This is a genomic window from Aquirufa avitistagni (assembly GCF_042715545.1).
In the GTDB taxonomy this organism is placed as follows: domain Bacteria; phylum Bacteroidota; class Bacteroidia; order Cytophagales; family Spirosomataceae; genus Aquirufa; species Aquirufa avitistagni.
On the sequence record NZ_JBBKXZ010000001.1, the window covers coordinates 72,549 to 84,747 of the forward strand.

The 12,199-nt window shown below is 45.5% G+C and carries 11 protein-coding genes; 3 read left to right on the forward strand and 8 right to left on the reverse strand.

All coding sequences use genetic code 11. The features are described from left to right. Positions 1-28: 28 nt before the first annotated feature. The 5 genes from U0R10_RS00300 to U0R10_RS00320 form a co-directional block, all read right to left on the reverse strand. Entirely contained in the window at positions 29-925 is an 897-nt protein-coding gene (locus tag U0R10_RS00300) for a hydroxypyruvate isomerase family protein (RefSeq protein WP_377981679.1), read from the reverse strand. Between the two features lie 19 nt (positions 926-944). Next, the gene (locus U0R10_RS00305; RefSeq protein WP_377981680.1) at positions 945-1,301 is read right to left on the reverse strand and encodes a TM2 domain-containing protein; all 357 of its coding nucleotides are present in this window, start codon (positions 1,299-1,301) and stop codon (positions 945-947) included. After that, complete coding sequence (locus U0R10_RS00310; RefSeq protein ID WP_377981681.1) at positions 1,301-2,959, reverse strand: complex I subunit 4 family protein; 1,659 nt, start codon at positions 2,957-2,959, stop codon at positions 1,301-1,303. The genes U0R10_RS00305 and U0R10_RS00310 overlap by 1 nt, the downstream gene beginning before the upstream one ends. Further along, a complete protein-coding gene (locus U0R10_RS00315; protein WP_377981682.1) occupies positions 2,959-4,818 on the reverse strand; it encodes an NADH-quinone oxidoreductase subunit 5 family protein in 1,860 nt (619 codons plus the stop codon). The genes U0R10_RS00310 and U0R10_RS00315 overlap by 1 nt, the downstream gene beginning before the upstream one ends. A 65-nt stretch (positions 4,819-4,883) precedes the next feature. Next, entirely contained in the window at positions 4,884-5,129 is a 246-nt protein-coding gene (locus U0R10_RS00320) for a MoaD/ThiS family protein (RefSeq protein WP_377981683.1), read from the reverse strand. A gap of 23 nt (positions 5,130-5,152) precedes the next feature. Between U0R10_RS00320 and moaA the strand changes: the two genes are divergently transcribed. Then, the gene (moaA, locus tag U0R10_RS00325) at positions 5,153-6,148 is read left to right on the forward strand and encodes a GTP 3',8-cyclase MoaA (protein WP_377981684.1); all 996 of its coding nucleotides are present in this window, start codon (positions 5,153-5,155) and stop codon (positions 6,146-6,148) included. Between the two features lie 3 nt (positions 6,149-6,151). Next, a complete protein-coding gene (locus tag U0R10_RS00330) occupies positions 6,152-7,138 on the forward strand; it encodes a bifunctional heptose 7-phosphate kinase/heptose 1-phosphate adenyltransferase (protein WP_377981685.1) in 987 nt (328 codons plus the stop codon). Between the two features lie 146 nt (positions 7,139-7,284). Here U0R10_RS00330 and U0R10_RS00335 read toward each other — a convergent pair whose 3' ends face one another. The 3 genes from U0R10_RS00335 to U0R10_RS00345 are packed head-to-tail and all read right to left on the reverse strand — an operon-like array spanning position 7,285 to position 10,597. Continuing rightward, entirely contained in the window at positions 7,285-7,671 is a 387-nt protein-coding gene (locus tag U0R10_RS00335) for a RidA family protein (protein WP_377981686.1), read from the reverse strand. 56 nt (positions 7,672-7,727) lie between these two features. Beyond that, complete coding sequence (gene cobA, locus U0R10_RS00340) at positions 7,728-8,516, reverse strand: uroporphyrinogen-III C-methyltransferase (protein WP_377981687.1); 789 nt, start codon at positions 8,514-8,516, stop codon at positions 7,728-7,730. Next, positions 8,513-10,597 carry a nitrite reductase gene (locus tag U0R10_RS00345; RefSeq protein ID WP_377981688.1) on the reverse strand — a complete coding sequence of 695 codons (2,085 nt, stop codon included), beginning with the start codon at positions 10,595-10,597 and terminating at the stop codon, positions 8,513-8,515. Before U0R10_RS00345 ends, cobA begins: the two co-directional genes overlap by 4 nt. Before the next feature lie 113 nt (positions 10,598-10,710). On the opposite strand from U0R10_RS00345, the gene U0R10_RS00350 reads away from it, so the two are divergent. Then, positions 10,711-12,183 carry a S10 family peptidase gene (locus tag U0R10_RS00350; RefSeq protein WP_377981689.1) on the forward strand — a complete coding sequence of 491 codons (1,473 nt, stop codon included), beginning with the start codon at positions 10,711-10,713 and terminating at the stop codon, positions 12,181-12,183. The last annotated feature ends 16 nt before the right edge of the window (positions 12,184-12,199 follow it).

Sequence of the window (12,199 nt, forward strand, 5' to 3'; positions counted from 1 at the left end):
AGGCTGGCTAGCAAATCAGTAGCTTATCTTAAATATCGCAGATCTTAACTGCTTGCTCGAGCGATGCCATTTTATCTGCACGCGCCGGAATAAATTCCTGGCCAATATATCCTTTGTAGCCCGTATCGTAAATGGCACGAATTATAGCCGCGTAATTTAATTCTTGCGTATCATCGATTTCATTACGTCCCGGAACACCACCTGTGTGGTAGTGTGAGATATACTGATGGTATTTTTTAATCGTTGCAATTACGTCCCCTTCCATGATTTGCATGTGGTAGATATCGTAAAGTAATTTGAATTTATCTGAACCGACCATCTCACAAAGTGCTGCACCCCATTCGGTGGTGTCCGCTTGGTAATCTTTGTGGTTCACTTTCGAGTTTAATAATTCCATCGAGATCGTTACATCGTAACGCTCCGCGGTTTTCATCACGCGCTGTAAACCTTTTTTGCAATTGATTAAGCCATCTTCATCACTCAAGCCATCGCGATTTCCAGAGAATGCGATGATATTTTTCACACCGGCTTTCGCTGCTTTTGGGATGATGTCTTCGTAAAAACCCACGAGGCCATCGTGGTTTTTTACGCGATTAAAGAAGTTCGGGATGTTCATGCCCGCTGGGTATTTGCCCCAACCGATCGCCGCCGTCATGTCATATTTTTTCAAAATATCCCACTCATCTGGACCGGTAAGTTCAATAGAAGATAAGCCAATGCGTTTGGCATTCACGATTAATTCCTCAAATGGAATTTTATCGTAGCACCAGCGACATGCCGAATGTTGCACTTTGCCTTTCAGGTCTGCACCCACAGCGAGGTCAGCTTTCTTGAAGCGCTCCTCCATGGATGAACCGAATAATCCCAATCCAGCCAATCCAGCAGAATTCTTAAGGATTTCTCTCCGACTCAAATTGTTTTTCATAGTATCTTTTTAATAGGTTTTAATTGAAATTTGATATGATGCTAGCCGTTTGAAAGGCGATCTTTTCATTATAGGTACGTGCGATTTTTTTGTAGCGAAATAGATCGATGATGGTACCGATCAATAAGAAGCCTCCCGTAAAAAAGTAGAGTAATCCTAGGCCAATGCGATCCGTGATGAACCGATGTAAGCCCGCAAATCCCACAAATCCTGCCAAAATACAAACCAGAATTAGTACCGGATCCCGCCGTTTACTAATATAAATTGACATGAATTGTGATTGCTGATCTTCTGATAACCGGTTTAAGGTAGACGTCAGCGCGTTTGCTTCTTCTAAATCTAATGTGGCCAACAAAGGAAAGATGTTCGAATGCATCAACGGAAAATTAATTTCAGGCTGTTAGTTACGAAAATTTCACTTAGCTCGAAAACGATTCCGGGGAAAATTCCGAGTATGATACTCAAGATACCTAAGCCGAATAAGCTGATCAATTCCAAACGATTTAAATCCGGTAATTCCCAGGTGTTATCGCGCACAAAATAGCTTCCCAAATAAATTTTTTGAAAGGTCCATAACAGGTAACCAGCTCCTAGTAAAATACCAAATGCTCCTAGAATCGCATAAATTGGCATCAAATGCGCACTCGTAAACGCTCCCATCAAGCTGAAAAATTCGCCAATAAATCCAGAGAATCCCGGTAGACCAAGGGAGGCAAAGATGGCAATACCCGATATGACTGTAAACAAAGGCATTTTGGTTGCCAAGCCTGAAAAATTATCTATTTCTCGATTTCCTGTGCGGCTATACAATACGCCTACAACTAGGAATAACAAGGAAGAAAGAATGCCGTGTGAAAGCAGTTGGAAAATTGCACCCTGCCAGCCTTCCGGTGTAAAAGACGCAATTCCAAGCAATACAAAACCCATGTGAGACACGGATGAATAGGCCACTAATTTTTTCAAATCGGTCATGGCCAACGCATTATAGGCTCCATAAATGATGGACAAAACACCCAAACCCGCCATGATCGGTGCCGCTTGGATTGCCTCGGCCGGGAAGAATGGAATCGCCATGCGCAACCAGCCATAAGCACCTATTTTCAATAGGACTCCGGCTAGCATAACCGAAATGGGTGTGGGTGCCTCTACGTGTGCATCTGGCAACCACGTGTGTAAGGGTACGAGTGGTAATTTGATGGCAAAACCAATAAATAGCAACCAGAAGCCCCACGCGCGACCTGATAAACCACCTAATAAAAATCCGGATTGCGGACTTAAAATATTATTCGCCTGGCAGTTAAGTGGATCGCTTAAAGCTTGGAAATCGAAACTGTGCACTACTTGATTGGGGGTAATTTGATGTGCAGCTAAGGCTGTTTGCATGGATTGCAATGCTTCTAAATCAAAGGCTTGGTTGGCCCCAATTTTCTGTAAGGCCAATGCCGTTTCGTACGGATCCATGTAGGCTAAAGAAATCCCCAACATGATAATGAGGATGAATAAGGATCCCACTAAGGTGTAAATGAAAAATTTCAAAGAGGCATAATTGCGACGCGGGCCACCCCAAATGCCAATTAAGAAGTACATCGGCAGGAGCATGAATTCGAAAAATATGTAGAACAAGAACATGTCTTGCGCAACAAAACAGCCCATTAATGCGGCGTTGAGCAATAAAACGAGGGCGTAGTAGGCTTCAATTTTGGTGTAAATTTCTTTTGAATTCCATAGGGCAACAAAGCTGATAAGCCCAGTTAAAAGGACTAAACCTAAGCTGAGGCCGTCGATGCCCACGGCATAATTGGAAACGAATTGGCCTAGACTGCCTAAGTTTAATCGAATCCAGTGCATGGATTCGATTTGCTGGTAGCCCGACTGCACCGGGTCGAAAATGAGCGCAATTTTTGCTAAAATCAGTAGCTGAATTCCCACAACGCCCAAGGCGAGCAGTCGGCTGTAAGTCGCACCTAATTTGCCGAAACCCGCAATGAGCGAGGCAACCAAAGGTAGAACGATAAGTAGTGATATATTTCCCATTAATACAAAAGGTAAAGTAGGATGAAAACCAATGTGATGATTACCCAGATCCAATATTTTTGAACCTGTGCTGATTGCCATGTGCGTAGGCGAGCACCTAGCGCTTGACTAATGGATGCGATTCCTCCCACGAGACCATCCACTAGATGTCGGTCGATCCATGCGGAAAGGTGCGCGATGATAACTTGCAATTCGGATAATTTGACCAAGAGTCTGTCAAGTACTCGGACGTCAAAAACGTGTGTTTTACGGCCTATCCATAGCGCAAATTGATATGTTTTAGGCCAAATAAATCCAGCAAACTGATAATTTTTCGCAGGGATCCAGTGGCGAGTCAATGCGGTGGCTAAGATTCCAATCGCCCAAGTTCCCGCAGTGATTGCCAACCAGAACGAAGGAATGTGATAATTTTCAATATGGAAAAAGGACAAGAATACAGAATGGTGTGCGTCAATTGGATTCACCGAAATCCAGAAAAACAAGCTGAAGAAAATCAGTAAACTGATGGGGATATTTTGAAGCCAATTAGTATTCACTTTTTCAAATATGTGTCCGCCCCTGTTTTGACCTAAAAAAATCAAATAGGTTTGTCGGCATATATACGTCGCCGTCAGCGCCATTCCTAGCGCCAGTGCCCCCAATAAAACGTAGTAATAGCTCGAAAATGCACTGTTTTGAGCCGACACCCACAAGTATCCGGCGATGTTTTCCTTGCTATAAAAACCGCTCGTTAATGGAATGCCTATCAGGCCAGCCCCGAAAATCAGGTAGGCCGCAAAACTCAAAGGGAGTTGCTTACGAAGGCCACCCATCTGTGTGAGACTTTGTGCGTCGTGGTGGTGCGTGGCTTGTTGGTTATGCAGGTAATGAATGACAGATCCAGCCGTTAGAAAAAGTCCGGCTTTGAAAATGCCATGCACATATAAATGAAAAAGGGAAGCACCCGAACCCATCCCAAGCCACATGAGGCCCAGTTGCGAGATGGTTGAATAGGCGAGTGCCTTTTTGATGTCGTTTTGGAATAGGGCAAAAAAGGCACCAGAAACGAGGGAGATTGCTCCAATGGCTCCCATGAAAAGGTGGGTTTCTTCGCCAACAAATGGGAAAATGCGGATGCCAACGAATACGCCCGCGGCGACCATGGTGGCTGCGTGAATTAAAGCTGATGCCGGCGTAGGTCCTTCCATCGCGTCGGGTAACCAAGACATGAGTGGAAATTGCGCGGATTTTCCAATTCCGCCGATGATGATGGCGATGCCGATGAGCGCTGGTGCGGTACCGTGCATGTTGGAAAAGCTGGTGGTGCCGAAGAAATTACTGAGGCCAACAAGCCCTAAAAGAAGGGCGATATCTCCGATTCGGTTTAATAGGAATGCTTTTTTCGCAGCTTTGATGGCGCTGTCTTTTTGATGCCAAAAGCTGATGAGTAGATAGGAGCAAGCGCCCACGAGTTCCCAGCCGCCGTAAAATAGGTAGACCTGATCGGTTAAAACCAAGAGCGTCATGGAGCCAATAAACAGGTGCAAATAACTATAGTAGCGCCCGATATTGGGGTCTTTGGCTAGATAAGATTTGGAAAAAATCTGAACAAAAAGAGCGACTACGCTGACGAGTAGTAGTAATAGTTGTGCGGAGGAATTGATCCAAAAACTTGCTTCAATTGATTTGCCGCCCAATGTAAACCAAGGGTAGGCGATGATTTGCTCCGGAATATGGCCTATTTTAAAGGCTAAGTAGGTGAAAATTCCGGCTAAAACGATGGATGTGTTGACCTGGATTTTTTTTGGAATCACTGCAATGGCCAGGGCGGAAAGCCAAGGGATTGCGAGGAGTGCCAGAAAAATACTCGGTACAGGCATGCGTTACGTTAATCGAATCTGCAAATATAAAATAATCTACTGGTTTTGTAGGGAATAGCTGGTAATTATCCGCCGCTTACGGGGGGAATTAAGGCTATTTCCATGTGTTGTTCGACGATAAACTCGGGTTTCGGAAAATGGTGGTCGGCCGCCAGGCGAAGTGAAGGAAGGTTTTGAAGTTCAGGAAATTGATTTTTCACTTGTGTCAATAATCCTTGGGCATCCACGGGGCCGTCTAATTCCAGCGTTATTTGATCTTTTTTTAGAAGATCTCGGCAAATGCCAAATAGAAGCAGGGTATAGGTGGCCATATTTTTCGTAATTTGCGCGTCGAATGGGTAAAGATAATCAACTCTTGGATAATCATGGTCGGCCGATGACGTATTTACGTCTTGCGGTGACGGATCGTTGCAATTTACGTTGTTCGTATTGCATGCCTGCGGAGGGGATTGTGTACATGCCGGAGAGGGAATTATTGACCTGGCCGGAAATGGTTCGCGTGGTTCGCGTGATGCATGGAATGGGAATCGAGAAGGTACGGATTACAGGAGGAGAGCCATTTGTGCGCAATGGATTGATGGATTTTCTGACGGAGATTTCGACGCTCCCGGGTTTGGAAATATGTTTGACGAGTAATGGCGTGTTGATTGGGGATTATATCGATCAATTAAAGATGCTGGGTATTCGTTCCATAAATTTAAGTTTGGATGCCTTGGATCGTGATCGCTTTAAGCAGATAACCCGTCGGGATGATTATGACGTCGTATACCAAAATTTACTACGTCTGGTTTCCGAAGGATTTGACGTAAAAATCAATGCGGTGGTGATGAAGGGTCAGAATGAGGCGGATATTTTGGCTTTGGCTGGGTTGACAAAAGCATTGCCTATTTCAGTTCGGTATATTGAGGAGATGCCATTTAATGGTTCCGGCTTAGTGGAGGGGACCTTGTTTTGGAATCACGAGCGCATTTTGAATGAGTTGAAAACGGTTTATCCGGTCATGAAACCTGTATTTATGCGGGGGGGTGAGACGGCAAATCGCTATGAAATACCAGGCCATGCGGGGGATGTGGGGATAATTGCTGCATTTTCGCGGACTTTTTGCGGAAGCTGCAATCGGGTTCGATTGACTGCCAAAGGCCAAGTAAAAACCTGTTTGTATGATGATGGCGTTTTTGATTTGAAGGCGTATCTTCGCGCTGGGATTTCGGATGAGGACTTGCGCAATGTATTAGTGGGATTGTATCAAAAGCGGCCTCTAGATGGTTTTGAGGCTGAAAAAAATAGAAAGGGCGTCATTAATGAATCGATGACGACGATAGGAGGTTAATTTATGAGCGCTTTAGCTAAAGTTATTGAGGGCTTTTCGAAGCTTCGAGTGATGGTCATCGGGGATCTGATGGTCGATGCCTATACGTGGGGAAAAGTGAGTCGGATTTCACCTGAAGCGCCGGTGCAAGTGGTGAATGTGGTGAAGCGCGAATCGCGTTTAGGTGGAGCAGGAAATGTGGTATTGAATGTGGCGAGCTTAGGGGCTAAGCCAATTGTCTGTTCGGTGATTGGAGATGATGCAACGGGTGCTTCTTTGTTGCAGATTTTAGTTGACGCGGGCTTGTCGGTGGACGGAATCATCCAGGAGGGCGGTCGGCCTACGACCGTGAAGGAGCGGGTGATAGCGGGGTCCCAACAACTCATTCGGGTGGATTCGGAGACTGAGGCGCATATTTCAAAGTCCTCATCGGCAGCTTTGCTGGCCGCCATCAAAGCGTACATTTCACAAGTTGACGTGATTATTTTCGAAGATTACGACAAAGGAGTTTTGAGTGAGGGGTTGATCCAAGAGGTAATGGGATTGGCTCGGGGGGCAGGAATTCCTACCGTTGTTGATCCAAAGAAAAAGAACTTCTTTGCGTATCGGGGAGCTAGCTTATTTAAGCCGAATTTACATGAATTGCGGGATGGTTTGGGCTTGGAATCTTCGGATTTAAGTTCGTTGGCCTTGCCTGCAACGGTTAAGAAATTTAAAGAATCTCAAAATTTTGGTGGTGTATTTGTGACGTTATCTGAGCGTGGCGTTTACATGGATTACGCGTCGGAGCAGGTAGCTATCACAGCACATATTCGTCAAATCGCGGATGTGTCTGGAGCGGGTGATACCGTGATCTCGATTGCCGCATGCGCGTTAGCGGCGGGAGCAACGCCAGCACAAATCGCGGAACTTGCAAATTTGGGTGGAGGCTTGGTGTGTGAGTTATTAGGTGTGGTGCCGATCGAAGCGGAGTTGTTGAAGAGGGAGGCGGCAGGCTTAGACGCTGTATAGACGTTAGACTTTAGACGTTGGACCTTGGATTTGTAGAGACGCGATACTTCGCGTCTTTTTTCTATGGCCCATACATGGTATATGTTAATTTTCTTGCGCTAGCATACTTATAACTTTGGCAAAGCCAGGAGCTTTGCCAAAGGAAACTATCCCACCCACGCCGTGAATTCGATCTCCACTTTATATTGTGGAGCAATCAATGCGGATATTTCGTAGATACCGGTTGTTGGTTTAATATCTTTAAAGAAATGTGCGTGCGCTCGGGCGATTTCTAAATTTTGAGAAATGTCGGTGGTGAAAATTCGGGTACGAACCACATCTTTGATTGATGAACCTGCTTCTTCTAATACGACTGCAATGCGCTCAATGATGTTATACGTTTGGGCATATAGATCGTCGGCCGTTACTTTTTCGCCATCAATGAGGGCAACCGTACCTGATATTTCTAATAAGTTTCCCGTTTTTACGGCACGGCAATAGCCGAATGTGTCTTCAAATGGGGATCCAGAGGATATGTTGAGTCTTTGTGACATACGAAAAGTGTGATTTCCGCGTTTAGCTTTGGCAAACCTTTAAGGTTTGCCAAAGCTTAGCGATTCAGTGTATTTTTTAAAATTTTCTCCCACAATTCAGGCTTCGCGTGGCGAACTACTTCGCCGATCACGATGATCGCAGGGTTACGAAGATCTTCTTTTTTGGCCAAATTTTCAAGCTCCGCCGCAGTAGAAATGCCAACGCGCTGATTCGCCATGGTGCCGTTTTGGATGATGGCAGCGGAGATATCACCTTTGCTGTAACTTTGGCATAAAGCAGCAATTTCACCTAATTTATTCATCCCCATCAAAATCACCAACGTAGCTGTGGATTGCAAGCCTAGTTTTAAATCTTCAGATAATGAGCCGTCCGATTTGGTACCGGTCATCACCCAGAAACTTTCATTCACACCGCGTACAGTTAAGGGAATATCCGCTGCACCGGGCGCCGCGTAAGATGAACTGATGCCGGGAATATAGCCCGTAATCAGACCATAGGATTTGGCGAATTCGATTTCTTCTTGGCCTCTTCCGAATACGAATGGGTCACCGCCTTTCAAACGAACGACATGTCCCACCGCATACGCTTTTTCTACGATTAATTCGTTGATCGCCGCTTGCGAATGGCTCTCGCCGGGCTTTTTGCCAACGAATATTTTTTCGCAAACAGGTGAACAATGTTCTAATAAACTGACATCCACCAGCGCATCATATAATACTGCCTGTGCCGAAGCAATCGCTTTGATCGCCTTCAAGGTGATCAATTCCGGATCACCAGGGCCCGCACCCAACACCGTTAGGCGGGGTTGTGGTTCTAATTTTCTGAAATGAGCTAAATTTTTCATGCGATGGCTTGGCGGAATGAAGTGGCAGCTGTTAAAAAGTTATGTGCCTGCGCCGCGAATTGACGCGCAAAGGCTTCGGAAGGTTCGTTTTGGTTGATCTGCAAGACCAATTCAGGGAAGGTCGCAGCCTCAATCGCAAATTCACCCGTCGCCACAAAATGCTCCTCAAACTTATTGATGACCGCACTTTGATTCGCTACCGTGACTGATTTATCTAATAACAAGGCTTTGGCAGCTGAGATGAAAACGGAGTAAGCATGGTAAATAGCATCTGCCCAGCGTTTGTCCTCTAATGCTGCCGCTGTCCATTCGTATTTTTCCTCTGATTCAAACAACAAGGTTGCCACCAAATCAATCATCACACCGGCACATTCGCCTACGCCAATTTCCGTTGCGAAGCTATCCGTCGCCCCCCAATCGATGAAGTCTGAATTCACCAATGTGGTCAAATCAGCAATTGGTTTCAATAAATTATAGAAGTATTTCTCGCCTTGACGATCGTAATATTCATGGAAATATTCGCCGTCTTGGGCGTTTTCTTCGAAGTTGTTCAATAATACGCGCAACACTTCAGGGCCTCTTTTGGAAGGAACTTTGATGACTTTATCCGCGATGCGGCCGTCGCCATTTCCTAAGGTTGCTCCGCCAATCAATACTTGCAAAGCAGGCAACACACGCTTGTCTGCTGCTTTTAAGGATGATCCGTGGAATCCGATGGATGCCATGCTGTGTTGGCCACAAGCATTCATACAGCCCGAAATCTTGATTTTCATCGCTGAATCATGAATCAAGGAAGGGAATTCCTCGTTGATCACTTGCTCCAATTTCGATGTAATGTGTGTCGAATCCGAGATCGCCAAATTACAGGTATCCGTTCCTGGGCATGCGGTAATGTTGGCAATGGAATTCGCACCGGGTGCCGCTAAACCATGTGCGTTCAATACTTGGAAAACATAAGGTAAGTTGGCCGTAGGCACAAACTTCAACATCAATCCTTGGTTGATTGTGATTCGAACATCATCTCCTATATACCCTGTGAACGCCTCAATTAGCGAACGAGACGTATCACTTGAAATATTGCCATTTAGGATCCGCACGTATACCGCGTGGAATCCTTTTTGCTTTTGTTCAAATGTATTTGTGTCGATCCACGTTTGGTATTCAGCCGTTGACGGTGCGGCGATATCAGCTATTAAGGTTGGCTCTGATACTTCCCAAGCCGACGCATCTGCAATCGCGAAACTGTGATTTTTCAAGGCTTGGGTTTCGGCATTCACCAAATTCATGAATTCCTCAAAGCCAATTTTCTGAATCAAGAACTTCATGCGGGCCTTGTGGCGTGAGTTACGCTCGCCGTGGCGATCGAAAACACGAAGTACAGATTCGATGAAAGGAATGACTAGGTCTTCCGCTAGGAATTCGTAGGCGGTGTGTGCCAACATAGGTTGGGCTCCTAATCCACCACCAACTACGACTTTAAAGCCGCGCGTTCCGTCTTGGATTTTGGGAATAAAACCAACGTCATGTAGATAGGCGAGTGATGTATCTTCTTCTGTATTCGAGAATGACATCTTGATTTTGCGCCCCATTTCTTGGCAGATCGGATTGCGTAGAAAATAACGGAAAGCAGCATCTGCATGCGGGCTTACGTCAAAAAGTTCTTTGGGGTCGATGCCCGAAGTAGGGGAGGCGGTGATGTTACGCACCGTGTTTCCGCAGGCTTCACGCAACGTGATATCGTCTTGTTCCAATTTCGCCCAAAGTTCCGGCGTGCGGTCCAAGGAAACGAAGTGGATTTGAATGTCTTGACGGGTTGTTAAGTGCAAGTTTCCAGTTGAATATTCATCGGAGATATCCGCGATACGCTTCCATTGATGGAATTGAATCTTGCCGTAGGGTAATTTAATACGGATCATCTGAACGCCTTGTTGGCGCTGTCCATACACCCCACGTGCCAACCGCAGACTACGGAACTTCTCTTCGTGAATCTCGCCAGCCTTGAATTGGGCAATCTTTTTGGCCAAATCTAGGATGTCTTTTTCAACAATCGGGTTTTCTATCTCAGAGCGGAAACTTTGCATATTTGGTAAGTTAAACGTATTAAGTCTATATAATATATAGAGTATTAGGCAAAAGTAAGTCAAAACAGGTTTATTGCCAAAGAATTTTTATATTCGTTTTTAAATTTTTTAAGATGAAATCAATATTTACTGGAATTATTTGTTTGGCCTTCTTTGGTCTAATGGCTCAAAAGCCTACCATGGACATTCAAGGGGTCGAGGTAGTTAAGACGTCGCATGTGTTGAATCTGGCCGGAAAGCCGCTTAATTACACTGCCTATACGGGTTACATGCACATGAAGGCCGACACCGGTAAGGTGTTAGCGAAGATCTTTTTTACGTATTACCAAAAGGATGGCGAGGATGCTGGCAAGCGTCCGTTAACCTTCACCTTTAACGGTGGTCCGGGTTCAGCTTCTTTGTGGTTGCACATGGGTGGCGTCGGTCCTAAGCGTGTTCTGTTGAAGGATGATGGAACTGCGACTGCTCCTCCGTATACGTATGTCGACAATGAATATGGGTGGTTGGACAAAACGGATTTAGTTTTCATTGATCCCGTTTCCACGGGTTATTCCCGTGCAGTGGGTCAGGACGCCAGCAAATACCATGGATACGTAGAAGATATCGAATCGATTGGTGCCTTTGTGCGCAACTTTTTGAGTCGCTATGAGCGCTGGGCATCGCCTAAATTCTTAGCGGGCGAGAGTTATGGAACAACACGAGCGGCGGGATTAGCGAAGCATTTGCAGGATCGCCATCGGATATACATCAATGGGGTGATTTTGATTTCGGCTGTCTTGAATTTTGGAACGAATGATTACGCGGTTGGAAATGATTTGCCTCGTGCTTTATATGTCCCATCTTATACGGCGGCGGCATGGTATCATAAGAAGTTGGCACCGGCTTTACAGGCACGTCCTTTGGCAGATATCTTGAAAGAGTCTGAAGCTTGGTCTATTGGCGAATATGCTTCGGCATTGATCAAGGGCGGATGGATGTCGGCCGCTGAAAAGGACGCGATTGCAGGCAAATTGGCCTATTGGACGGGACTTTCCAAAGAATTGTGTTTACAATCCAATCTACGTGTAGACGAGAATCGTTTTTATAAATCCTTGCGTCGGGCGGATGGTTTATCCGTGGGTCGTTTGGATGCACGCTTTACTGGAAGAGACTTGGATGATGCGGGTGAGTATGTGGATTTTGACCCATCCTTTGCCAACATAGACGGGCCGTTTACGTCGACGATCAATGCGTATATGCAGAAGGAATTGAAGTTTAAGGAGGAGAAGGGCTATAATGTGTTTGGGGATGTGTATCCGTGGTCGTACAAGAATGTGCAGAATAAGTATTTGAATGTGGCGGAGAGTTTACGGGATGCGATGGCGAAAAATCCGGCTTTGAAGGTGTATTTGGGTTGTGGGTATTATGACTTTGCGACACCATATTTCACAGCTTTATATGACATTGAGCACATGTTTTTACGTCCGGAGCAACGCAGCCGGGTGGACATCAAAATGTATGAGTCGGGCCACATGTATTACATCCACAAACCCTCTTTGATTCAGTTCAAAAAGGATATGGATGGCTTTTTCGATTCGTCAAAATAAATTGATAACTTTGCCA

Excerpts from the sequence above, each read along its gene's own strand:
- U0R10_RS00300 (WP_377981679.1), bottom strand. The coding sequence starts at position 925 with ATGAAAAACAATTTGAGTCGGAGAGAAATCCTTAAGAATTCTGCTGGA.
- U0R10_RS00305 (WP_377981680.1), bottom strand. The coding sequence starts at position 1,301 with ATGCATTCGAACATCTTTCCTTTGTTGGCCACATTAGATTTAGAAGAA.
- U0R10_RS00310 (WP_377981681.1), bottom strand. The coding sequence starts at position 2,959 with ATGGGAAATATATCACTACTTATCGTTCTACCTTTGGTTGCCTCGCTC.
- U0R10_RS00315 (WP_377981682.1), bottom strand. The coding sequence starts at position 4,818 with ATGCCTGTACCGAGTATTTTTCTGGCACTCCTCGCAATCCCTTGGCTT.
- U0R10_RS00320 (WP_377981683.1), bottom strand. The coding sequence starts at position 5,129 with ATGGCCACCTATACCCTGCTTCTATTTGGCATTTGCCGAGATCTTCTA.
- moaA (WP_377981684.1), top strand. The coding sequence starts at position 5,153 with ATGGGTAAAGATAATCAACTCTTGGATAATCATGGTCGGCCGATGACG.
- U0R10_RS00330 (WP_377981685.1), top strand. The coding sequence starts at position 6,152 with ATGAGCGCTTTAGCTAAAGTTATTGAGGGCTTTTCGAAGCTTCGAGTG.
- U0R10_RS00335 (WP_377981686.1), bottom strand. The coding sequence starts at position 7,671 with ATGTCACAAAGACTCAACATATCCTCTGGATCCCCATTTGAAGACACA.
- cobA (WP_377981687.1), bottom strand. The coding sequence starts at position 8,516 with ATGAAAAATTTAGCTCATTTCAGAAAATTAGAACCACAACCCCGCCTA.
- U0R10_RS00345 (WP_377981688.1), bottom strand. The coding sequence starts at position 10,597 with ATGCAAAGTTTCCGCTCTGAGATAGAAAACCCGATTGTTGAAAAAGAC.
- U0R10_RS00350 (WP_377981689.1), top strand. The coding sequence starts at position 10,711 with ATGAAATCAATATTTACTGGAATTATTTGTTTGGCCTTCTTTGGTCTA.